Below are 21578 nucleotides of genomic sequence, written 5' to 3' on the forward strand. Positions count from 1 at the left end.
AACTGGACCTAAATGGTTGAATCTGAAGCCCAGGGGCGCCTTCCGGGGATCGCCCCGGTCTCCGTCGTCGATATTGGATCGAATTCCATTCGTCTAGTCGTCTACGAAGGCATGTCCCGTTCGCCGACCGTCCTGTTCAACGAAAAGGTCCTCTGCGGCCTTGGCAAGGGCGTCGCCCTTACCGGCAAGATGGATGAAGACAGCGTCGCGCGGGCTTTGGCGGCGCTGCATCGTTTCAAGGCTCTGTCCGACCAGGCGCGCGCCGCCACCATGTATGTGCTGGCAACGGCAGCCGCGCGCGAGGCGAGCAACGGTCCCGATTTCATCCACCAGGCAGAAACCATCCTGAACCGCAAGGTCCGCGTGCTTTCGGGCGAGGAAGAGGCGAAATTCGCCTCGCTCGGCATCATCAGCGGTTTCTACAATCCTGACGGCATTGCCGGCGACCTTGGCGGCGGCTCGCTGGAGCTGATCGATATCAAGGGTAAGGAATTCGGCAAGGGCATCACTCTGCCGCTCGGCGGCCTGCGCCTGTCGGAATATGCCGGCGGTTCGCTCTCCAAGGCCCAGAGCTTTGCCCGCAAGCAGTTGAAGACGGCAAAGCTGCTGTCGAAAGGCGAGGGGCGTACCTTCTACGCCGTGGGCGGCACCTGGCGAAACATCGCCAAGCTGCACATGGAAATCACCCATTATCCGCTGCACATGATGCAGGGCTATGAGGTGTCGCTCGAAGCGATGATGCTGTTCCTCGACCAGGTGGTGGCCGCGCGCGACTCCAGGGAGCCGGCGCTGCAGGCCGTTTCCAAGCACCGCCGGTCGCTGCTGCCCTTCGGCGCCGTCGCCATGAAGGAAGTGCTGAGCGCGATGAAGCCGTCGATGATTTCCTTCTCGGCGCAAGGTGTGCGCGAGGGATATCTCTATTCGCTGCTGTCGGAGGCCGAGCGCCGCGCCGATCCGCTGCTTGCCGCTGCCGGCGAGCTGGCGATCCTGCGTGCCCGCTCGCCGGAGCATGCTCGCGAGCTGGCCGAATGGACCGGCCGCATGATGCCCCTCTTCGGCATCCAGGAAACCGAAGAGGAAAGCCGCTACCGTCAGGCCGCCTGTCTGCTTGCCGATATCAGCTGGCGCGCCCATCCTGACTATCGAGGGCTGCAGGCGCTGAACGTCATCGCTCACTCTTCCTTCGTCGGCATCAGTCATCCCGGCCGCGCCTTTATCGCGCTTTCCAACTATTACCGTTTCGAAGGCCTGCATGACGACGGCGCCACCGGCCCGCTGGCCCAGATCGCCACGCCTCAGCTCATCGAGCGCGCCAAGCTGCTCGGCGGCATGCTGCGTGTCGTCTACCTCTTCTCGGCCTCGATGCCCGGCATCGTCAAGAACCTGACCTTCCGCAAATCGCCGAACCCGGACCTCGACCTCGAATTCGTCGTGCCTCCCGAGTACCGCGATTTCGCCGGCGAACGCCTGGACGGCCGCCTGCAGCAGCTGTCGCGACTGACGAACAAGCGGCTGGCGTTTTTGTTCGAGTAGGTCTGATTTGCGGCGTTGTGCCGTACCAGCCCCCCTCTGCCCTGCCGGGCATCTCCCCCACAGGTGGGGAGATCACAAGTGGCTTGAACTTCGTGCCCCTCCACCTTTTCGCCTTGCTGGACGCTCATTGTTTGGGGAAACCAGTGACCCCAGCCAATCTCCCCACTTGTGGGGGAGATGCCCGGCAGGGCAGAGGGGGGTATCACACGGCATGCCGCCAAATATCGACCGTCATAAACCAAAAGGGTGGCACCTCCGCGCCACCCTCCATATTCCTTATCAAACCCGAATTACTTCGCGTTCAAAAACTCGCCAACCTCAAGCAGGCTGAACTCGTTATTGTCGGCCTTGTCGACGGCGCGGCCGGCCGAGAAGGGCAGGTTGTTGTCGTTGCCGATGATGATATGCGTGGCGTCGACGCGGTCGACGTTTTCGATCGTCACGAACGGCATGTCGTAGACGCCGTCCTTGCTGCCGGCCTTCTTCTTGTTGTCAGGGTCCTGGATGTTGAGGAGGTCGATATAGCCGATCTTGCGGACGGCCTTGCCGACATTGGCATCGTTGAACTCGATCTTGTAGACGCGCTTCAGTTCGGCCGGAGCCTCGAAGCAATCCGGCTTCGGCTGCTTCGGGTCGGCGCAGGCCTTGCCCTTGGTGCCGGCGCCGCTGTCGCGCTCGATGACGAGTGCGGTCGTGTCGTCGAGCATGTTGAAGTCGCCGATCGACACGCCCTTGTCTTCGAACGGATAGAGCCAGCTGCGGCCGGTCCACTTCTTGGTGGCGACGTCGAATTCGATGACGCGGATGGCGGTGTGGCCATCGACCGTTTCCATGGTGCCGTCATCCTTGTAGATGGCGCCTTCGAGCAGGCCGTAGAGCTTGGAGCCATCCTTCGACATGGCGAGGCCTTCGAAGCCGCCGGAGCGCTTCAGGTTGAAGACCGGCATCTTTGCGGCCGGGTTGCCCGGCAGCTGGATCAGCGGATTGTCGGGCGAAAGCACCGGCTTGCCGTCGAGCGTCGTCGGGATGACGTCGGTCAGGCGGCCTGACGTGTCGAATTTCAGGATGTAGGGACCGAATTCGTCGCCGAGCCAGAAGCCGTCGGCAACCGGCTGGATCGATTCGATGTCGAAGTCGGCGCCGGTGAGGTAGCGCGTGTCGGTGCCTTCGAGCACGATCGGGAACGGAGCGATCTTGTTGGGATCGGAGAGGAAGAGGTTCTTGACGACTTCAGCCTTGTTGGCGGCCCAGTCGAACGTCATCTGGTGCAGGAAAAGCATGGAGTCCGACGAGTTGGCCTTCGAGCCGAAGCCGTTGTCGGAGAGCGTCCAGAAGGTGCCGTCGGTCATCGTCTTGATGCCGGAAAAACCCTGGATCGGCTGGCCGTTGAAGGGAAGCTTCAGATCGGTGATGCGGGCGCCGTCCTTGCCGGGAACGGTGCCGAGCGCTTCGGTGCGCTTGCGGTCCGCCGTCGTGAACTTGCCGGAATGCTTGAGGAATTCGGGGGCATCGGCCGGTGCCGGAACCATGGTGTTGGCAGGCAGGATCGCCTGGCCGGCGAGCTTGGCCGGAAACTGCTGCTGGTCGGCCGCAGCGGAGGTCGCGACCAGGATGAAAAGCGATACGGAAGCAAAAAGGACGGTCTTCATAATATCCCCGTGGAACGGATGCGAATGCTTTCCGCTTAGCAGGGCTTTGATGTCAGCGAATTGACGGTTGGGTGAAGCTTTGGTGACGTGCGGCCGAACCGCTGCTCAGCCGTGCAGAATGACGGCGGGCGTGTTCAGGACGGTCACCGCGCGTGAGGAAAGCGCCATGACGCCAAGCGCCTGGCCGCGGCCCCTGACGGCATGGGTGCCGAGATCTTCGCAGGAGATGTTGTCGGGAAACTCCATGCGCCGGGCAAGCTCGGCGGAGATCAGCACCGGCCGGTTCAGACTGCGGCAGAGGGTTTCCAGCCGGGCGGTGGTGTTCACCGTATCGCCGAAATAGCTGATTTTGTGATGGTCGACGCCGACTTCGGCGGTGATGATCTCGCCGCCGTGAAGGGCGGCGCGCAGCTTCGGCACCTGGCCGTAATTTTTCCGCCAGCCGGCGGCATTGGCGTCGATATCGGCGAGGATGTCGAAGATGCAGCGCACGCAGCGCGCATTCTTGACACCACGGGCAAGCGGCCAGGTGATGATCGCGGCATCCCCGACATAGTCGTTGATCATGCCCTTGTGACGCCTGACGGGCTCGGCGAAGGTCGCAAACAGCGAGCTCAGCAGCTGCTGCGCCCTGAGGTCACCGTGCTTTTCGGCAAAGGCCGTCGAATCGACGAGATCGATGAACAGGAAGACACGTTCTTCCCTGACCGGATTGCGGTAGCGGCTGACGAGCATGCTGAGGAAAACGTCGCGGCCGAGCAGTTCTCGCACACGCAGGACGAAGATCATCAAGGCGCAGACCGCCAGCGCATAGAGGAAGACCTCGAACGGCATGATGACGAGATCGAGGAGCGACGGCGGCTTCAGCATGCCGACCGACCAGAGCAGCAGGCCCGCGCAGGCAAAGCCGATGCTCATCAGGATCTCATAGATCACCAGCTCGGTGATGATGAAGGCGAAAGTCGGCAGCTTCTGGATGCGCCTGTAGAGCGTGCGCAACAGCACCTTACGCTCGAAAGCGATGATCGGCATGCCGATGAAAAGCGCGAAGATCGCTCCGATGACGGGCGTCTGGTTGGAATAGAACATGGAATCATAGATGACGCCGCTGGCCGCGAGGACGATCGCGATCAGGATCCAATTCTGCGTCGGAGATATTTCCCGCATGCCGCCTCTGCGCCGTGATGTTTCACCCAGCCATTGTTTCCGGCCGGAACCAACCGTCAAGCGAATTCGAAACGACGGCGCCGCGTCGTTCGGACGCGTGAAGCACGATGCAGCACTTGGAAGTGCTGCATAATCTATCCAACCTCAGAGGCTGACGGTTTCGACCTTCCGGTCGACGAAGCGCAGAGCGATGTCGCCCTGGATCAGCCGCAGCGCCGGCTCGCCGAAAAGATCGCGCCGCCAGCCGCTGAGGGCCGCGACATCGGCCTTTTCGCCCTCGGCGGCGATCCTGTCGAGATCCTCGCTGTTGGCGATCACCTTCGGCGCGACGCCGTGTTTTTCCGAAATCAGCTTCAACAGCACCTTGAGCAGTTCGACGGCAGCAGCGGCCCCTTCGGGCGCCTGCGCCTGGCGTGGTGCGTGCGGCATATCGGCCTTCGGAAGAGCAAGCGCCGCGTTGACGGCCTCGATGACAGCGGCGCCGGAAGTCGAGCGCTCCCAGCCTTTCGGAATGGTGCGCAGACGGCCCAGCGCCTCGGTATCCTTGGGCTGCTGCTGGGCGATCTCGTAGATCGCATCGTCCTTCAGCACGCGCGACCGCGGCACGTTGCGGGCGCGTGCCTCGCGTTCGCGCCAGGCGGCGACATATTTCAGGATCGCCAGCTCCTGCGGCTTGCGCAGACGCATCTTCAACCGCTGCCAGGCATCGTCGGGATGCATGTCGTAAGTCTCGCGCGCCTCGAGAATATCCATTTCCTCCGAGAGCCAGGAGGTGCGGCCTTCGCGATCGAGCTCCGCCTTCAGCGACAGGTAGACGTCGCGCAGGTGGGTGACGTCGGCCAATGCATATTCCAGTTGCTTGTCGGAGAGCGGCCGGCGGCTCCAGTCGGTGAAGCGCGACGACTTGTCGATATGGACACTCTTGATTCGGCTGACCAGTTGATCATAGGAGACGCTGTCGCCGAAGCCGCAGACCATGGCGGCGACCTGCGTGTCGAAGATCGGATGCGGAATGAGATTGCCGCGATTGAAGATGATTTCGATATCCTGGCGCGCCGCGTGAAAGACCTTCAGCACCTTCGGGTCGGCCATCAGCTCGAAGAAGGGGGCGAGATCGATGCCCTTGGCCAGCGGATCGACGAGAACTTCGGTCGTCGGGCTTGCCATCTGGATCAGGCAGAGCTCCGGCCAGAAGGTCGTCTCGCGCAGGAATTCGGTGTCGATGGTGATGAAGTCGGACTTGGCCAGCTCTTTGCAGGCGGCCGCCAAATCGGCGGTGGTTTCGATCATATCATTTCATTCGCAAGGAAAAGGTCGGTTGAACCTTCCTTCTCCTTTCGGTTCGATATGTCAATACAACAGCATACGCTTCGAGCATTGCTGGCGAAGAATCACGTCCAAACTGAGGCAAGGGCGAACCACGGCGCGACGCGCGGCCACGATCGTGAAGGCGCGCGGTCTCAGCTCACCCTGAGATAACTCGTCATCCCCGTCTTCTGATGCTCGATGATATGGCAATGCAGCAGCCAGTCGCCGGGATTGTCGGCGACGAAGGCGAGCTGCACCTTCTCGTCCGGTTGGATGAGATAGGTATCGGAGGTGAGCGGCATCACCTCCCGCGTCGAGGAGGAGATCACCGTGAAGCTCATCCCGTGCAGATGGATCGGATGCGTATGCGGCGTGGTGTTCTCCAGATTGAAGACATAGCTCCTGCCGAGCTTCAATTCCGCAAGCGGCGCCGTCGGATCGGGCGTGTCGCCCGGCCACGGCACCTTGTTGATGGCCCAGAAACTGTAGCCGAGCGTGCCGCAGATGCTTTCGACGGCGGCATTCTCGGCGGTGGCGCTCAGCACCAGCGGGATCTGTTCGGCGGTGGAAAGATCGGCCTTCGGCACCGGATTTTCGACAAGCGGCCCGAGATCGCCGATATCGCGCTTCAATGATGATCCGACCGCGCGCAGGCTGGCGATCGTCTTCGGCGTCGTGCCGCGGATATCTTCCAGCGTCGCGACCGCGCCTTCGCTATCCGGCATGCGCACGGCAAGATCGAGCCGTTGACCCGGCCCGATCTGCAGGAGGTCGAGGGGAAAACGCGTCGGCACCGGATTGCCGTCGATCGCAATCACCGTCGCATCGGCGCCTTCCATCTTCAGCGAGAAGATCCGCGTCACGTCGGTGATCGCGATGCGCAGCCGCACCAGCCCGCCGGCCGGCGCGTCATATTGCGGTTCCTGGTGCCAGTTGGCTGTGCGCACCGTGCCGTAGGTGCCGGTCTTGGCCGCGTCGCGCGGCCGGAAGGGAGCGATGAATTGCCCGTCGCCGCCGAGCCGCCAGTCACGCAGGTTCAGCACCACTTCGGCATCGAACCCCGGATCGGCTGGGTCCTCGACGACGATGACGCCGGTCATGCCGTGCCCCATCTGCGTCAGCGTGTTGCAATGCGGATGATACCAGAAGGTGCCGGCATCGGGTGGCGTGAAGGCATAATCGAAGCTGTCGCCGGTATAGATGTAGGGCTGCGTCATGAACGGTACGCCGTCCATGCGGTTGTCGATGCGAAGCCCGTGCCAGTGGATCGTGGTCGGCTCGTCGAGCCCGTTTTTCAGCCGCGCCGCATAAGGGCGTCCCTTGGTCATCCTCAAAACCGGCGGCATGCCGTCGTGGCCCCAGCTCATGATATCCTTGGTCGGTCCCGCCTCGGTCAGCATGGCCTCGGTCTTTACCGCCGTCAGCAACTGCGGCTCGGGAGCTGCCTCGGCAAGCCCGAATTTGCCGGCAATGCCAATGCCGGCGCCATAAGCGCCCGCGACGGCGGATGCCTTCAAGAGGTTGCGGCGGGTAAGCAGAGGCATGCGGACGCTCCACGGTGAGAATGCCGATCCTTTTAAAGTTGACCGGTAGCTTCAGCAATACGGCAAGCGCGGCCAAACTGCCGCAGCATGGCGGCCGCCGCCTCGCCATAAACGCGTGTCAAACGCCCGGCCGCGTGCGCCAAGCCTTGACAAATCGGAGCGTCCATGCGCTTTTCCGCCCGATTTTCTTGTCGGCGCTTGAGGGTCTTGAAACCCTTGCTGCCGTCTCAGTACATGCCAGGATTTGACATCATGCATCGCTATCGCAGCCACACATGCGCCGCACTCCGCAAGACGGATGTCGGCTCGACCGTCCGCATTTCCGGCTGGGTCCACCGCGTTCGCGACCATGGCGGCGTTCTCTTCATCGACCTTCGCGACCATTACGGCATTACCCAGGTCGTCGCCGATCCCGACAGCCCGGCCTTCAAGATGGCGGAAACCGTGCGCGGTGAATGGGTCATCCGCATCGACGGTCTCGTCAAGGCCCGCACCGAAGACACCGTCAACAAGACCATGGCGACCGGTGAGATCGAGCTCTACGCGCAGGAGATCGAAGTCCTCTCCGCCGCCAAGGAATTGCCGCTGCCGGTCTTCGGTGAGCCGGACTATCCCGAGGACGTCCGCCTCAAGTATCGTTTCCTCGATCTTCGCCGCGAAACGCTGCACCGGAACATCGTCAAGCGCACCCAGGTCATCTCCGCCATGCGCCGCGAAATGGGCAATGTCGGCTTCACCGAATATACGACGCCGATCCTGACGGCGTCCTCGCCGGAAGGCGCGCGCGACTTCCTCGTGCCCTCGCGCATTCATCCCGGCACTTTCTACGCGCTGCCGCAGGCGCCGCAGCAGTACAAGCAGCTGCTGATGGTCGCAGGCTTCGACCGCTACTTCCAGATCGCGCCGTGCTTCCGCGATGAAGACCCGCGGGCCGACCGCCTGCCGGGCGAATTCTACCAGCTCGACCTCGAAATGAGCTTCGTGACCCAGGAAGATGTCTGGAACACGATGGGTCCGTTGATGACCAACATTTTCGAGGAATTCGCCGAAGGCAAGCCGGTCACCAAGGAATGGCCGCGCATCCCCTATGACGAGGCGATCCGCAAGTATGGTTCGGACAAGCCGGACCTGCGCAACCCGATCGTCATGGAAGCGGTGACCGAACATTTTGCCGGCTCCGGCTTCAAGGTCTTCGCCGGCATGATCGCCTCCAACCCGAAGGTTGAGATCTGGGCGATCCCGGCAAAGACCGGCGGCTCGCGCGCCTTCTGCGACCGCATGAACGCCTGGGCACAGAGCCAGGGCCAGCCCGGCCTCGGCTACATCTTCTGGCGCAGTGAGAACGACAAGCTCGAAGGCGCAGGTCCGCTTGCCAAGAACATCGGCGAGGAACGCACCGATGCGATCCGCACCCAGCTCGGTCTCGGAGATGGTGACGCCTGCTTCTTCGTCGCCGGCGAGCCGGAAAAGTTCTACAAGTTCGCCGGCGAGGCTCGCACCAAGGCTGGCGAAGAACTGAACCTCGTCGACCGCGACCGCTTCGAACTGTGCTGGATCGTCGACTTCCCCTTCTTCGAGTGGAGCGAGGAAGACAAGAAGGTCGACTTCGCCCACAACCCGTTCTCGATGCCGCAGGGTGGCCTTGACGCGCTGCAGAACCAGGATCCGTTGACGATCAAGGCGTTCCAGTATGACGCCGTCTGCAACGGCTTCGAAATCGCCTCGGGCTCGATCCGCAACCAGTCGCCGGAAACCATGGTCGCCGCCTTCGAGAAGGTCGGCCTCAGCCAGCAGGATGTCGAAGATCGTTTCGGCGGTCTCTACCGTGCCTTCCAGTATGGCGCGCCCCCGCATGGCGGCGCTGCCTTCGGCATCGATCGCATCGTCATGCTGCTCGTCGGCGCGAAGAACCTGCGCGAAATCTCGCTGTTCCCGATGAACCAGCAGGCCCAGGACCTCTTGATGGGGGCGCCGAGCCCGGCAACGCCGACGCAGCTGCGCGAGCTCTCGATCCGGCCGATCCCGCCGGTCAAGAAAGACTGAGATCTCTGATCCCAAATGCAAAAAGCCCGGCGGCACAACCGCCGGGCTTTTTGCTTGTTTCACTCGCTCACAATGCCGCGTAGATCGCCTCGCGAAGATCGACGGTGAACTTGCCCCACATGCCCTCCAGCGTCGTGTTGGTCAGCGCCACGACGGTCAGCCCGTTGACCGGGTCGATGAACCAGCTATGGCCGTAGACGCCGCCCCATTTCAGCGTGCCCTTGGGGAAAGGGACGCCTGCCTCGGCCGGATTGGTGATAACGGACCAGCCGAAACCGAAGCCGGAACCGGGCTCGTGCCGCTGCCGGCGCCCGCCGGCCTGGTCGGTCGTCATCATCCGGACGGTTTCGCTCGAGAGCAGCGGTGCGCCACCCCTGCGGATGATGTCGAGGATGGCGAGCACGTCACCTGCCGTTCCCGCCATGCCGGCGCCGCCCGAATGATAGGAGGCGGGGTCGAAGATGCGGTTCGGCGCGAAGCGGATGGGACCCATCAGCGACATCACCACCGCATTCTCGCCCATCAGCGCCGGTTCCGGTGAAGCATCCATATAAGCCGCCGCCAGCCGGCTGCGGTCGCGAACCGAAAACGCGGTATCGGCAAGACCGAGCGGTTTCGTCACCAGATCAGCGACCGCGTCGCCGAGCGGCACGCCGGTTTCCGCCTCGATGACACCGCCCAGAACATCCATGGCGAGGGAATATTGCCAGTCGCTGCCCGGGGTGAAGCGCAGCGGCGCGCTGGCGATCCGCCGCAGGTTCTCGGCCAGCGGCAGTCCCGGTTCGTCGAGGCCGTCGGAAACGCCGGCGCTGATATAAGGGCCGCCGTCCTCTTCGGAGAAGCTGTAGCCGAGGCCTGCTGTATGGGTCAGCAGGTGGCGGATGCGAATGGTTGCTTCGGCGCCGTCGGGCAGCCTTGGACGGAAGTCCGGCAGCCATTGCGTCACCGCGTCGTCGAGCCCGATTCTTCCCTGCTCGACGAGCCGCATCGCGGCGATGGTGACGATCGGCTTGGTGATGGAGGCGAGCCTGAAGATCGTGTCCTCGTGCATGGCCAGACCGTTTTCGCGATCGGCAAGGCCGGCGGCGCGGCGATGGACGATCTCTCCGTCGCGGGCGACAAGCACCACCGTTCCAACCAGCCGTTTTTCGGTGAGCGCGCTTGTGATTGCCGCATCAACCGCTGCGGCAAGGGATGAATTCCTGTCGGCATCCGCCGTTTCGAGGGGAAGACTCATCAGATTAAATCTCCTATAATCACAATGACCGTTCCTGAATACAGCAAGGCGCCTCGAATTTCTAGAGTGATCATTGTGAAAAATACTCCAGACGTAGAAAAAACCGCCGCCCGACGACGCGGCCGCCCGCCGGCCTTCGACCGCGAGACCGTTCTCTCGGCGGCGCGCGAGACCTTCTGGGCGCATGGATATGAGGGCGCCTCGATCGCCGATCTCACCGCCGCCATGGGCATCACGCCGCAAAGCCTCTATGCCGCCTTCCACTCGAAGGCCGATCTCTATCGCGCGGCGCTCGAGCAATATCGCGGCCTGGGCGCCGACACCTTTTCCGCGCTCGGCGAGCCGATCGACACCGTCTCCGCCTTCGAGCGCATATTGCGGGGCTCGGCGGCGATCTTCTCGGCACCGGAGCATCCGAAAGGCTGCATGATCTCGACGGCGGCGCTGAACTGCGCCAGCGAAAACGAAGCGATCGTCGACCATGTTGCGGCGATGCGTCGTCGGTCGCTCGATGCTTTCACCGCGAGGATCGAGCGCGGCATCCGCGAAGGCGATATCAAGGCCGGGACGAACCCTCGCGCACTCGCACGGTTCCTCGGCGCCATCATTCAGGGCATGTCGGTGCAGGCGAGGGACGGGGCGCCTCGTGAAGAACTGCTTGATATCGCAGCCCACGCGATCGCCGAGGTCGCCCGCCACCGCGCCTGAAAACGAAAAGGCCCGGCAGTCCGTGAACTGGCCCCGAAAGTTGGACATCAACCTTTGGGGCGCAGTTCACTGCTGCCGGGCCTTTCATCGCAAGATCGAAACGATCAGTCGTTGGCGGTAACCTTGACGCCGAGTACCTGCGGCAGTGTGTTCGGGGCGCCCATGGCGGCGCCCACGATCGTCGGGAAAGGCACCGGCTTTTCAGGCGCGGCCTTGACCGTCAGGCTCTTCGGGTCGTCGAGGAAGGTGTTGACGGCGGCCGAAACGGCGTTCTGCAGTTCCGGGATATTGAGCTGCGCCAGCATGATCGGCGTCATCGCCTTCAGCGAATCCGCCATCTGCTTGCCGGACATGTTCTGCTGCGAACCGGCATAATCCAGCGCGCGCTTGGTGATCGAGGCATCTTCGAAGCGCACCTGTGCGGCCTCGAAGGACAGCTGCTGCATCAGGCCAAGCATGGCAAGGCCGAGCGCCTGCTGCGACTGTTCCTTGTTTGGATTGGCTTCGGATTCCTTCATCGCATCCTGCATCGATTTCATGAAGGCCATCGTGTAGCCGGAGATCTTGAAACCGAGATTGAGCTTGCCGACGTTGGTGAAATCGAGGGCGAATTCCGAAATGTCGATCGTGCCGGGGGCAAGTTCCCAGGCGCCCTTCATGGTGATGTCGCCCTGGACGTGCTGCAGGGCGAGCTTCTCGATCGCATCCTTGCTCTGCGCATCCTGGGTCTTGGTCAGATCGGCCTTCATGCTTTTGAAGGCGCCGTCGAAATCGAAGCCGGATTCGTCCTCGCGCAGCGTCAGGTTCATATTGCTTTCGAGCACCGAGAACACTTCCGCGCCGTCCTTGACCACCTTCAGCGGGCCGGTATGGGCACTTTCGTAGAGCATCATGGTATCGAGCGTGTCGCCGCCCGCCGTTGCCGGGATCGAAATGCCGCCGAGCGTCAGCTCCTGCGCCGTCACCGTGACTCCGTCTTCCGTTTTGTTGATATCGGGGAAGGCGGCCTCTTCGATGTAATAGCCGCCATCCTCGTCTTCTTCGACGCCGGAAAGGGTGACTTCGCCGATGGGCAGGCTCTCGCCGCCGGTCGGCTTGACGGTGACATTCTTCAAGGTCACGGTCGTGCCGTCGATGTCGATGTTCTCAGCCGCAATCGTCCCGCCCTGAGCGGCATAGGCGGCATTGAGCTTCTTCAGCAAATCGGTGCCGTCGAGAGCGAAAGCCGAACCGGCGAGCGAGAAAAAGGCGGCGCCCGACAGCATCAGCCGCGTTGTCCGGGAAATATTCATGGGGTGATTCCTCTGGTGGCGTGTGGCGGTTGGAAATCTGCAGTTACGCTACTACGGATTGGGCCCGCTTTATATTTGCGGACTTCTAAATTTCCGTTGAAAGGAACGGCAAACGAAGTCCAAATTACGGCGGAACGTTTGTCTCATCCTTACAGTGCCGCGCGTCTTTCAGACGCGCAAAGGACACTGTAACACTTTCAATCCTCGCATCGTGCTCTGCGAAAATCCATTCCGATTTTCGGAGAGCACGATGCGTTGGAGATGTCATTCCCAAGACTTCATCCACAGCTGCAATGGCCCGGATTCCTTGCCCGCCGGCCGCTTCTGGGCTAGTCAGGACCTATGGGACAAGAGATTTTGCCGCCTTCCGGCGGAGACGACGACAACATCCAGCCGGTCGACCTCAAGGCGGCGCTCGAGCAGCGTTACCTTGCCTATGCGCTGTCGACCATCATGCACCGCGCTTTGCCTGACGTGCGCGACGGGCTGAAGCCCGTCCATCGCCGCATCGTCTATGCGATGAACGAGATGGGGCTGAGGCCGAATACAGCCTTCAGGAAATGCGCCAAGATCGTCGGCGAAGTGATGGGTAACTACCATCCGCACGGCGACCAGTCGATCTACGATGCGCTTGCCCGTCTCGCCCAGGATTTCTCGCAGCGCTACACGCTGGTCAACGGCCAGGGCAATTTCGGCAATATCGACGGCGACAGCCCCGCCGCCATGCGTTACACCGAATCGAAGATGACGGCGGTCTCCGAACTGCTGCTCGAAGGCATCGATCAGGATGCCGTCGATTTCCGTGACACTTACGACGAATCGAATACCGAGCCGGTCGTCCTTCCCGGCGCCTTCCCGAACCTGCTCGCCAACGGCTCGTCGGGCATCGCTGTGGGCATGGCGACCTCGATCCCGTCGCACAATGCCCACGAGCTTTGCGACGCCGCCCTGCATCTGATCAAGCATCCGGATGCAACCGTCGAAAAGCTCGTCGAATTCATTCCCGGCCCGGATTTCCCGACCGGTGGCATCATCATCGACAATCGCGACAGCATCATCGAGAGCTACCGTACCGGCCGCGGCGGTTTCCGCGTGCGGGCGAAATGGCAGACGGAAGATCTCGGCCGCGGCGGCTACCAGATCGTCATCACCGAAATTCCCTTCCAGGTGCAGAAATCGCGGCTGATCGAGAAGATCGCCGAGCTGCTGATCGCCCGCAAGCTGCCGTTGCTGGAGGATATCCGCGACGAATCGGCCGAGGACATCCGTGTCGTGCTGGTGCCGAAGACCCGCAGCGTCGATCCGACGATCCTGATGGAATCGATGTTCAAGCTGACGGAGCTCGAGAGCCGATTCCCGCTCAACATGAACGTGCTCTCCATGGGCCGCATCCCGCGGGTCATGGCGCTGAACGAGGTGCTGAAGGAGTGGCTGGACCACCGCCGCGAAGTTCTGCAGCGCCGCTCGCGCTTCCGTCTGGCGGCGATCGACAGGCGCCTCGAAATTCTCGGTGGTCTTCTGGTCGCCTATCTCAACATCGACGAGGTCATCCGCATCATCCGCGAGGAGGATGAGCCGAAGCCGGTGATGATGGCGCGCTGGGATCTGACCGACAATCAGGTCGAGGCGATCCTCAACATGCGGCTGCGCGCCTTGCGCAAGCTCGAAGAGTTCGAGATCCGCAAGGAATTCGACGAACTCACCAAGGAAAAGGGTGAGATCGAGACACTGCTTGCCTCCGACGAAAAGCAGTGGCAGACGGTCGCCTGGGAAATCGGCGAAGTGAAGAAGAAATTCGCCAAGGCGACCGAGGTCGGCCGCCGCCGCACGCAGTTTGCCGATGCGCCTGAGGCCGACGAGGAAGCAATCCAGCAGGCGATGATCGAGAAGGAACCGATCACCGTCGTCATTTCCGAAAAGGGTTGGATCCGCGCGCTGAAGGGCCATATCGCCGATACGGCGACGCTGACCTTCAAGGAAGGCGACGGCTTGAAGATAGCCTTCCCGGCGCAGACGACGGACAAGATCCTGATCGTCACGACCGGCGGCAAGGCCTTCACGCTCGGCGGCGACAAGTTGCCCGGCGGTCGCGGTCACGGCGAGCCGCTGCGCATCATGGTCGACATGGATAACGATCAGGCGGTGTTGACCGCTTTCGTCCACGATCCCGCGCGCAAGCAGCTGATTGTCTCCACAGCCGGCAACGGCTTCGTCGTTCCGGAGGCAGAGCTGGTCGCCAATACGCGCAAGGGCAAGCAGATCATGAACGTCGCGCTGCCCGAGGAAACGCAACTGCTCGTGCCCGTCAGCGGCGACCATGTCGCCGTCGTCGGCGAAAACCGCAAGCTGCTGGTCTTCCCGCTGGCGCAGGTGCCGGAGATGTCGCGCGGCAAGGGCGTCCGTCTGCAGCGTTACAAGGATGGCGGCATTTCCGACGTCCGCTGCTTTGCGATATCAGACGGCCTTATCTGGGAAGACAGTGCCGGCCGTACCTTCACGAAGAACAAGGACGAGCTTGCCGAATGGCTGGCCGACCGCGCCACTGCCGGTCGCACCGTGCCGAAGGGCTTTCCGCGCAGCGGTAAATTCGCCGGCTGAGGCATAAATTCCGCGCTCGTCTCTTGGCGGGCGCGGCAACTCCTCTATCTCATTGCTGTTACCAAAAATATGAGAGGCCGGCTCCGGAGGCGGACGGAATGGTCGCAGGCCGCGCACGGGAGGAGTGTGCGCGCATTACCGGAGGAAAATTGATGCCCGCCAGCACAATTAAAGTGCATGTCAGCCACACCTACAGGGCCCCGCCCGCCGTCGTCTACGACGCCTGGCTTAACCCCGAAATCGCCCGCCGCTTCCTGTTCGCGACCGATGACGGTCACGTCATCCGCGCCGATATCGATCCGCATGTCGGCGGCCGTTTCTTCGTCGTCGACCGCCGCCCGACCGGCGACGCCTTCCACCAGGGAGTCTTCCTGGAGCTGAAGCGCCCACGACGCATGGTCTTCAGCTTCTCCGTCGAGGAGCATGATCACAATTGCGACCGCGTCGAAATCGAGATCGAGCCTCTCGGCGGCGGCAGCCGCCTGACGTTGACCCACGAAATGTGCGCCGAATGGGCCGAACACGAGGAAAAGACCCGGCAAGGCTGGGCGCATGTGATCGAGGGGCTTGGCAGGGAACTGGAGCAGCAGCAGTTCAAGGCGACGGGTTGAGCGCTATGCTGAAATCCCGAAGGAAGCGGGTCGCGCCTTCCTCGTCGATCTCGCCGGCGGCGACGTCGAGTACAAATGCAATGACCTGCGCGTTATCGGCATTGATGACGTAGCGGTTGATATAGAAACGTAAACGCCGCGAGATAGCCGGTACGCTTGTTTCCATCCTTGAATGGGTGGTTTCTAACAATGGCGTAGAGATAGGCTGCGGCGAATACGAAGATATCGGTTTCGCCATGTGCCGACCTTGTCGAGCGGCCGTGCCAAACTGGTTTCCAATGCGTTGGCATCCCGCAGGCCAGACAGACCGCCGTGCTCGGCGATCTGCGCGTCATGCATATTTTCAATCGCCTGGCGGCTTAGCCATTTAAGCCGTATCATTTTGCGAGTTCGCGGAGCGCCACTCGATATTTTTCCATGCCGATGCGGGCTGCCCGCACTTGCTCGGCAAGGTCCGCCGATTCCGGCACGAGCCGAATATTGCCCTCGACCTCTCGCAATTCGAGGCTGTCGCCGCTGCTCAAGCCCAGCCGCTGCAGTACCTCTTTAGGGATAATAACGCCCTCGGAATTGCCGACCTTGCGGATTGTGCCCTTCATCATTTTATCCCCTGTAATAACGGAGTTACAACATGGTCCGATCCGGCGGCAACGTCCTATTCCGCTGGTTGCCTGATGCTCTTCTCCCGCACCATCCAGAAGCAATGCCCGGCGATCGCCGTCACCAGGATGCCGCCGCCGACCAGCGTCATCGTCGCCGGCGTTTCGGCGAAGATCAGCCAAACCCAGATCGGCGCGAGCACGGTTTCCAGCAGATAGAACATGCCGACTTCAGGCGCGGAAAGATAACGCGGCCCCGTTGCAAGGCACCAGAAGGCGACCGGCATCATGATGGCGCCATTCAAGAGGATCCAGCCGGGATGGGCGATGGAAAATCCCAAGGGGAGAGCTTGCGCGAGGCCGAGGGCGGCCGGCAGGATGGCGGCAAGCAGCGGCACGAAGCCCATTTCCCGGCGCGAGCCACGTCCGATGGTGATGGCTGCGGCAAGAATAAGCGCGCTGAGAAGCGCCATGGCGTCGCCAAAAATATGGCCGCTCGTAAGCCCCTCGCGCACGATCAGCCCGACGCCGAAGATCATGAACAGCATGGCGATCAGCGTCGCGGCCTGCGGCTTCTCCTTCAGGAAAATCCAGGAAAGCAGGGCAGCGAACATCGGGTTGAAGGCGACGATGAAGACGACATTGGCTGTGGCCGTATTGAAGACTGAAAGCACGAAGGTGAGGGAGGAGAGGCCGTAAAGCAGGCCGGCGAATAGGCCTGCTCGCCCAGGAATGAGGACCGGCCATTTGCCCGAGGCAAGGCGCATTGCTCCAAGGATGACGAGCGTCGCAAGAATCGTTGCTGCGCTTCGTATTCCCAGGATCGACCAGATGTCGCCATTGCCAAGACGGACGAGCGGGATATCCATCGAAAGCGCCAGCCCGCCGATCGCCGTCAGCAGCAGACCCTTCCGATGATCGGAAAGAGCGGTGGGGAACATTTAGAGCCTTTCCTGGTCAGCTTGAAGCATTCTGCCGGAGCAGGTTTTCGTCAGGGCAGAGGCGATTGGCGAAGGGCATACCTCTTGGTACGGTCGAGCCGATCGCCTCTGATCCTGGCGGAAAGATGCCCGGCCCTTCGGGTTGGCTGAAACGGGCCGGCTGATCGACCGGCCGGCTTGGCCGTAGAGCTGGGCTACGACGCGCGCCGGCCGGTCGACCATCCGACTCCGTTTGAGCCAACAGAATGCTTCAAGCTGACCAGGAAAGGCTCTAATCGTGGGTGCTTTCGGGCATGGAGGCGGGATCGAAGCGTTCCCAGCCGCGCGGCGTCAGATGCTCCTGCGGCTGGAAGCGCGTCTTGTAGTCCATTTTCCGCGACCCTTGAACCCAGTAGCCGAGATAGACGTGCGGCAGTCCCAGCGCTTTCGTGCGCCTGATATGGTCGAGAATCATGAAGGTGCCGAGCGAACGCCGATCGAGCGCCGGATTGAAATAGGAATAGACCATCGACAGCCCGTCGCTCATCGTATCGGTCAGCGCTGCGGCAAGCAGCTCGCCCTTCGGCCGCTGCTCCAGTCCGGAGCCTTCCTCGCGCCGGCGGTATTCGATGATTCTCGTATTCACATGCGTGTCTTCCACCATGATCGCATAGTCGAGCACGGTCATGTCGGACATGCCGCCCTGCTGGTGGCGAAAATCGAGATAACGCCGGAAGAGCGAATATTGCTCGCTGGAAGGCTGGGCGGGGAATTCAGTGGCGATGACGTCGGAATTGGCGGCAAGCACCCGCTTCATCGATTTCGTCGGCTCGAATTCCTGGGCGAGAATGCGCACGGAAACGCAGGCGCGACAGGATTCGCAGGCCGGGCGGTAGGCGATGTTCTGCGAGCGGCGGAAACCGCCCTGCGTCAGGATGTCGTTCATCTCGGCGGCACGCGGGCCGACCAGATGGGTGAACACCTTGCGCTCCATCTCATGCGGCAAATATGGACACGCAGCCGGAGCCGTCAGATAAAACTGCGGGGATGGCGTGGTCTGCGTATTCATTTGTCGCGGAAATTTCCTTGTCGAGACAGTGCCGTTTTCAGACAGCATGACCTAAGAATAGAAAACGTCAACAGCGGGGCGGGTTTCGCCCTTCATTTCAGTCTTCTAATTTTAGATATGGAGCGTCCGAAGTTCCCGGCAAAGGCAAGGCGGAGACTTTATTTCGTCTCCGCCCTCCAAAAAAGCCCAAAGTTGCAATGAGGCTCTGAGCCAGGGTCTCAGGCTGTGCGTACCGTTGCCGTGCCGACCAGCAGGTCGTGGACGAGACGGCTGCGCTCGATGAACAGGCCGGCCAGCAGGATGAGCGGCGTCAGCACCGAGTTGAGGATCCAGAACAGCGCCAGATGCACGATCGCCGTCATGAAATCCATCGGCCGCCCATCGACGCGCACGATTGCGATTCCCATGGCGCGCATGCCGAGCGAGGCCTGGCTCGGTCCGCCCACCGTCAGGCCGAAATAAATGCCGGCGACGATGACGAAGAGGGCAGGGTAGAGAAAGAAGCCGAGCCCCAGCGTGACGATCGACAGGAAGAACAGTACGATCGCCGCGGGAATGCAGAGCAGCGCCACGATGACGTAATCGAGGATGAAGGCGAGGACACGGCGGCTCAACACGCCGCTATAGGCGCGCCAGTCCTCCGGTGCGGCATAAAGCGGATTGGGGTTGTAGCTCATCTCAATCTCCTGCGGAAAAACGATGCCGCTGATATGGTATCGGCCGGGCAAAATGCAATAATCTGCCCCCAAATCGCCAATCTGCTTGAAATCACCGCTTCGCGAGAATCTTCGCCACCTCGACCGCGAAATAGGTGAGGATGCCGTCGCATCCTGCCCGCTTGAACGACAGCAGCGTTTCGAGCATCGCCCGCTCGCCGTCGATCCAGCCGTTCATCGCCGCAGCCTTGATCTGCGTATATTCGCCGGAAACCTGGTAGGCGAAGGTCGGCAAGCCGAAGGCCTCCTTTATCCGCCAGCAGATATCGAGATAGGGCAGGCCGGGCTTGACCATCAGCATGTCGGCGCCTTCCTCGACGTCGAGGGCCGCGTCGCGGATTGCCTCGGTGCCGTTGGCGGGGTCGAGATAATAGGTCTTCTTGTCGCCTTTCAGCAGCCCGCCCGTCGAGATCGCCTCGCGATAGGGACCGTAGAAGGCGGAGGCGAACTTCGTCGCATAGCTCATGATGCCGACGTTCTGGTGGCCGGCCGCATCGAGCGCCATGCGGATCGCGCCGATACGCCCATCCATCATCTCCGACGGTGCGATGATGTCTGCGCCGGCATCCGCCTGCATCACGGCGGCGCGCGCCACCTGGTCGACCGTTTCGTCATTGACGATTTCGCCGCCTCTGAGAATACCGTCATGGCCGTGGCTGGTGAAGGGATCGAGCGCGACGTCGGTGATGACGCCGATATTAGGCACCGCCTTCTTGATCGCTGCCGTCGCCTGGTTGATCAGATTGTTGGCTTCGAGACTGTTCGAGCCGGTCTCGTCGCGCAATTCCATCTCGATATTCGGAAAGGTGGCAAGTGCCGGAATGCCGAGGCCGGCCGCTTCACGCGCGGCTTCCACGGCTTTGTCGATGCTCATCCGGTTGACGCCGGGCATGGCCGGGATCGGATCGACGATGCCGGAACCCGGGACGATGAAGATCGGCCAGATCAGGTCGTCGACCGTCAGCCGGTTCTCCTGCACCAGCCGGCGTGTCCAATCCGCCTTGCGGTTGCGCCGCATGCGGCGATGGCCGGTGATCTCGTCGACGAGATGAGTTCTGTCCTGCATGATATCTGTCCCAAGCCCATTCCATTTATCCGAGCGCTCATTATCATGGCGCCCGGAAAATCCAAACCGGACGATTGGCCGCGGCGGAAAACCTCCGGCGCATAACCGCGAAATTTGGAGTCGATTTTCAGGGTTATGCGCCAACGCAATGTGATAGAGCGTCCTCAGCCCGTCTTGTCTGATGCGCGGGCGCCTTTGTGAAGATGCAACCCCAAACCGATGTCTGCGCTATGGAAACCGATTCCCCGACGATACCGAAACGCACGCTGGCGGATATCCTCTTCATTCTCTTCCTGAGGCTGGTTGCCGTCTCCTGCTTCTGGTTCGGCCTGCAATATTGGGCGATGCTCGTCGGCTATTCGCTGGTCGGCGCCGGCCGCTTCGATCTTTTGAGCCTGCCATGGAAGGTGGCGAGCACCAGTCTCGCGGTGCTTTTCCCCGTTGCCTCCCTCGGTCTCTGGCTCACCGTTTCCTGGGGACCGGTGATCTGGGTGCTCGCTGCCGGCGGGCAGATCCTGATGTATGGCCTGCTGCCCGATATTTTCGGCCCCAACCAGCTGATCATCCTGCTGCATGTCATGGTCGCCGTCGTTTACTGGATTTTCCGCCTGCTGCTGTGGCTGGAAAAGCGCCGGCATCGCCGCCAGGTAAGCGTTGATTTACCCTGAGACAACGTGGAGTTACCGGTAAGGCTCCGTTAAGCCTGCGGTTTAAGTCGAATTTTATATGTATTCGATAGGGTCTCACTCAAGGCGGGAAGAAAACACACCGCCAAACAAACAGTGAGGCAGTCAATATGAATACGAAAATCAAGCCGCAGGCGGTATCGACCTTCCGTGACCAGCAGGATCATGACATCCGTGATCTTTACATGGAATCCCTTCATCTCGTTGAACGTCTGCACCGTCGTCTTCTCGACGTCATCAAGGACGAATTCGACCGTCAGGGTCGCAGCGACGTCAACGCCATTCAGGCGCTGCTCCTTTTCAACATCGGCAATTCCGAGCTGACCGCCGGCGAACTGCGCTCGCGTGGCTACTATCTCGGCTCCAACGTTTCCTACAACGTCAAGAAGCTGGTCGATCTCGGCTTCATCAACCACCAGCGCTCGCGCATCGACCGCCGATCGGTCCGCATCAGCCTGACCGAAACTGGCCAGGACATCGCCGAAACGGTGGCCAAGCTCTACGAACGCCACATCGCCTCGATCGACAAGGTCGGCGGCATCGGCACCGACGAGTTCACGCAGATGAACAAGCTGCTCCAGCGTCTGGACCGCTTCTGGAACGATCAGATCCTCTATCGTCTCTAAAACCCGGACCTCCTTTCAGGGTTGCAGAAAATCGGACGTGTTCCCTGCACGTCCGATTTGCCGTTTGATCCGCGTGGCATCTTTGCAACGCATGGCTGACAAGCGCAAAGCCCGGTATTCAAGCCGTTTTTTAGCCGTTATTAACCGGCACGGTTTACCCCGTCATATGGTTCGTTGCGTCGTGTTCCCGGCAGCCGACAGTCCTT

The 21578-nt window shown here is 61.5% G+C and carries 18 protein-coding genes and 1 pseudogene; 7 read left to right on the plus strand and 12 right to left on the minus strand.

The genetic code is table 11. From position 1 onward, the window contains the following. Nucleotides 1-12 precede the first annotated feature (12 nt). Nucleotides 13-1533 carry an exopolyphosphatase gene (gene ppx, locus FHT79_RS20270; RefSeq protein WP_047616371.1) on the plus strand — a complete coding sequence of 507 codons (1521 nt, stop codon included), beginning with the start codon at nucleotides 13-15 and terminating at the stop codon, nucleotides 1531-1533. A 290-nt stretch (nucleotides 1534-1823) separates the two neighbouring features. Here the strand turns inward: ppx and FHT79_RS20275 are convergent, their stop codons facing one another. The 4 genes from FHT79_RS20275 to FHT79_RS20290 form a co-directional block, all read right to left on the minus strand. Continuing rightward, a complete protein-coding gene (locus FHT79_RS20275; protein WP_097595081.1) occupies nucleotides 1824-3182 on the minus strand; it encodes an esterase-like activity of phytase family protein in 1359 nt (452 codons plus the stop codon). A 105-nt stretch (nucleotides 3183-3287) separates the two neighbouring features. Further along, nucleotides 3288-4349 carry an adenylate/guanylate cyclase domain-containing protein gene (locus tag FHT79_RS20280; RefSeq protein WP_025570680.1) on the minus strand — a complete coding sequence of 354 codons (1062 nt, stop codon included), beginning with the start codon at nucleotides 4347-4349 and terminating at the stop codon, nucleotides 3288-3290. 144 nt (nucleotides 4350-4493) lie between these two features. Further along, nucleotides 4494-5639 carry a ribonuclease D gene (gene rnd / locus FHT79_RS20285; RefSeq protein WP_047616378.1) on the minus strand — a complete coding sequence of 382 codons (1146 nt, stop codon included), beginning with the start codon at nucleotides 5637-5639 and terminating at the stop codon, nucleotides 4494-4496. A 170-nt stretch (nucleotides 5640-5809) separates the two neighbouring features. Next, nucleotides 5810-7201 (minus strand): multicopper oxidase family protein, encoded by a 1392-nt coding sequence (locus FHT79_RS20290; protein WP_097595082.1) that lies wholly within the window; start codon nucleotides 7199-7201, stop codon nucleotides 5810-5812. Nucleotides 7202-7453: 252 nt separating this feature from the next. Between FHT79_RS20290 and aspS the strand changes: the two genes are divergently transcribed. Next, complete coding sequence (gene aspS / locus FHT79_RS20295) at nucleotides 7454-9244, plus strand: aspartate--tRNA ligase (protein ID WP_047616382.1); 1791 nt, start codon at nucleotides 7454-7456, stop codon at nucleotides 9242-9244. Between the two features lie 67 nt (nucleotides 9245-9311). Here aspS and FHT79_RS20300 read toward each other — a convergent pair whose 3' ends face one another. Further along, nucleotides 9312-10481 (minus strand): serine hydrolase domain-containing protein, encoded by a 1170-nt coding sequence (locus tag FHT79_RS20300; protein ID WP_097595084.1) that lies wholly within the window; start codon nucleotides 10479-10481, stop codon nucleotides 9312-9314. Nucleotides 10482-10547: 66 nt separating this feature from the next. Here FHT79_RS20300 and FHT79_RS20305 point away from each other — a divergent pair, with 66 nt between their 5' ends. Then, nucleotides 10548-11189 (plus strand): TetR/AcrR family transcriptional regulator, encoded by a 642-nt coding sequence (locus FHT79_RS20305; RefSeq protein WP_080759969.1) that lies wholly within the window; start codon nucleotides 10548-10550, stop codon nucleotides 11187-11189. Nucleotides 11190-11293: 104 nt separating this feature from the next. Here the strand turns inward: FHT79_RS20305 and FHT79_RS20310 are convergent, their stop codons facing one another. Then, nucleotides 11294-12481 carry a membrane protein gene (locus FHT79_RS20310; protein ID WP_047616388.1) on the minus strand — a complete coding sequence of 396 codons (1188 nt, stop codon included), beginning with the start codon at nucleotides 12479-12481 and terminating at the stop codon, nucleotides 11294-11296. A gap of 342 nt (nucleotides 12482-12823) precedes the next feature. Here FHT79_RS20310 and parC point away from each other — a divergent pair, with 342 nt between their 5' ends. Both parC and FHT79_RS20320 read left to right on the plus strand, forming a co-directional pair. Beyond that, nucleotides 12824-15079 carry a DNA topoisomerase IV subunit A gene (gene parC, locus FHT79_RS20315; RefSeq protein WP_047616389.1) on the plus strand — a complete coding sequence of 752 codons (2256 nt, stop codon included), beginning with the start codon at nucleotides 12824-12826 and terminating at the stop codon, nucleotides 15077-15079. A gap of 152 nt (nucleotides 15080-15231) precedes the next feature. Continuing rightward, nucleotides 15232-15690: an SRPBCC domain-containing protein gene (locus FHT79_RS20320; RefSeq protein WP_047616391.1), complete on the plus strand. Its 459-nt coding sequence runs from the start codon at nucleotides 15232-15234 to the stop codon at nucleotides 15688-15690. Here FHT79_RS20320 and FHT79_RS20325 read toward each other — a convergent pair. The 6 genes and pseudogenes from FHT79_RS20325 to hemB all read right to left on the minus strand — a co-directional run bounded on the left by FHT79_RS20325 (nucleotide 15674) and on the right by hemB (nucleotide 20060). Then, nucleotides 15674-16071 (minus strand): annotated as a pseudogene (locus tag FHT79_RS20325) (type II toxin-antitoxin system death-on-curing family toxin). The gene FHT79_RS20320 and the pseudogene FHT79_RS20325 overlap by 17 nt on opposite strands. Next, complete coding sequence (locus FHT79_RS20330; protein WP_097595085.1) at nucleotides 16068-16289, minus strand: AbrB/MazE/SpoVT family DNA-binding domain-containing protein; 222 nt, start codon at nucleotides 16287-16289, stop codon at nucleotides 16068-16070. Before FHT79_RS20330 ends, FHT79_RS20325 begins: the two are co-directional and overlap by 4 nt. Before the next feature lie 56 nt (nucleotides 16290-16345). Next, complete coding sequence (locus FHT79_RS20335; RefSeq protein WP_097595086.1) at nucleotides 16346-17230, minus strand: DMT family transporter; 885 nt, start codon at nucleotides 17228-17230, stop codon at nucleotides 16346-16348. 271 nt (nucleotides 17231-17501) lie between these two features. Continuing rightward, nucleotides 17502-18278 (minus strand): arginyltransferase, encoded by a 777-nt coding sequence (locus FHT79_RS20340; RefSeq protein WP_047616394.1) that lies wholly within the window; start codon nucleotides 18276-18278, stop codon nucleotides 17502-17504. Between the two features lie 218 nt (nucleotides 18279-18496). Beyond that, entirely contained in the window at nucleotides 18497-18955 is a 459-nt protein-coding gene (locus tag FHT79_RS20345) for an RDD family protein (RefSeq protein ID WP_047616624.1), read from the minus strand. 91 nt (nucleotides 18956-19046) lie between these two features. Next, the gene (gene hemB, locus FHT79_RS20350) at nucleotides 19047-20060 is read right to left on the minus strand and encodes a porphobilinogen synthase (RefSeq protein WP_097595087.1); all 1014 of its coding nucleotides are present in this window, start codon (nucleotides 20058-20060) and stop codon (nucleotides 19047-19049) included. Between the two features lie 230 nt (nucleotides 20061-20290). Here hemB and FHT79_RS20355 point away from each other — a divergent pair, with 230 nt between their 5' ends. After that, nucleotides 20291-20728 (plus strand): DUF6163 family protein, encoded by a 438-nt coding sequence (locus FHT79_RS20355; protein WP_063474274.1) that lies wholly within the window; start codon nucleotides 20291-20293, stop codon nucleotides 20726-20728. 128 nt (nucleotides 20729-20856) lie between these two features. Then, nucleotides 20857-21372, plus strand: a complete 516-nt coding sequence (locus FHT79_RS20360) for a MarR family winged helix-turn-helix transcriptional regulator (RefSeq protein WP_003547156.1) — start codon at nucleotides 20857-20859, stop codon at nucleotides 21370-21372. The last annotated feature ends 206 nt before the right edge of the window (nucleotides 21373-21578 follow it).

Source organism: Rhizobium sp. BK212 (assembly GCF_014197475.1).
Taxonomy (GTDB): domain Bacteria; phylum Pseudomonadota; class Alphaproteobacteria; order Rhizobiales; family Rhizobiaceae; genus Rhizobium; species Rhizobium anhuiense.

Coding starts and splice junctions, on each gene's coding strand:
- ppx (WP_047616371.1), top strand. CDS start 13: ATGGTTGAATCTGAAGCCCAGGGGCGCCTTCCGGGGATCGCCCCGGTC.
- FHT79_RS20275 (WP_097595081.1), bottom strand. CDS start 3,182: ATGAAGACCGTCCTTTTTGCTTCCGTATCGCTTTTCATCCTGGTCGCG.
- FHT79_RS20280 (WP_025570680.1), bottom strand. CDS start 4,349: ATGCGGGAAATATCTCCGACGCAGAATTGGATCCTGATCGCGATCGTC.
- rnd (WP_047616378.1), bottom strand. CDS start 5,639: ATGATCGAAACCACCGCCGATTTGGCGGCCGCCTGCAAAGAGCTGGCC.
- FHT79_RS20290 (WP_097595082.1), bottom strand. CDS start 7,201: ATGCCTCTGCTTACCCGCCGCAACCTCTTGAAGGCATCCGCCGTCGCG.
- aspS (WP_047616382.1), top strand. CDS start 7,454: ATGCATCGCTATCGCAGCCACACATGCGCCGCACTCCGCAAGACGGAT.
- FHT79_RS20300 (WP_097595084.1), bottom strand. CDS start 10,481: ATGAGTCTTCCCCTCGAAACGGCGGATGCCGACAGGAATTCATCCCTT.
- FHT79_RS20310 (WP_047616388.1), bottom strand. CDS start 12,481: ATGAATATTTCCCGGACAACGCGGCTGATGCTGTCGGGCGCCGCCTTT.
- parC (WP_047616389.1), top strand. CDS start 12,824: ATGGGACAAGAGATTTTGCCGCCTTCCGGCGGAGACGACGACAACATC.
- FHT79_RS20320 (WP_047616391.1), top strand. CDS start 15,232: ATGCCCGCCAGCACAATTAAAGTGCATGTCAGCCACACCTACAGGGCC.
- FHT79_RS20330 (WP_097595085.1), bottom strand. CDS start 16,289: ATGAAGGGCACAATCCGCAAGGTCGGCAATTCCGAGGGCGTTATTATC.
- FHT79_RS20335 (WP_097595086.1), bottom strand. CDS start 17,230: ATGTTCCCCACCGCTCTTTCCGATCATCGGAAGGGTCTGCTGCTGACG.
- FHT79_RS20340 (WP_047616394.1), bottom strand. CDS start 18,278: ATGAATACGCAGACCACGCCATCCCCGCAGTTTTATCTGACGGCTCCG.
- FHT79_RS20345 (WP_047616624.1), bottom strand. CDS start 18,955: ATGAGCTACAACCCCAATCCGCTTTATGCCGCACCGGAGGACTGGCGC.
- hemB (WP_097595087.1), bottom strand. CDS start 20,060: ATGCAGGACAGAACTCATCTCGTCGACGAGATCACCGGCCATCGCCGC.
- FHT79_RS20355 (WP_063474274.1), top strand. CDS start 20,291: ATGGAAACCGATTCCCCGACGATACCGAAACGCACGCTGGCGGATATC.
- FHT79_RS20360 (WP_003547156.1), top strand. CDS start 20,857: ATGAATACGAAAATCAAGCCGCAGGCGGTATCGACCTTCCGTGACCAG.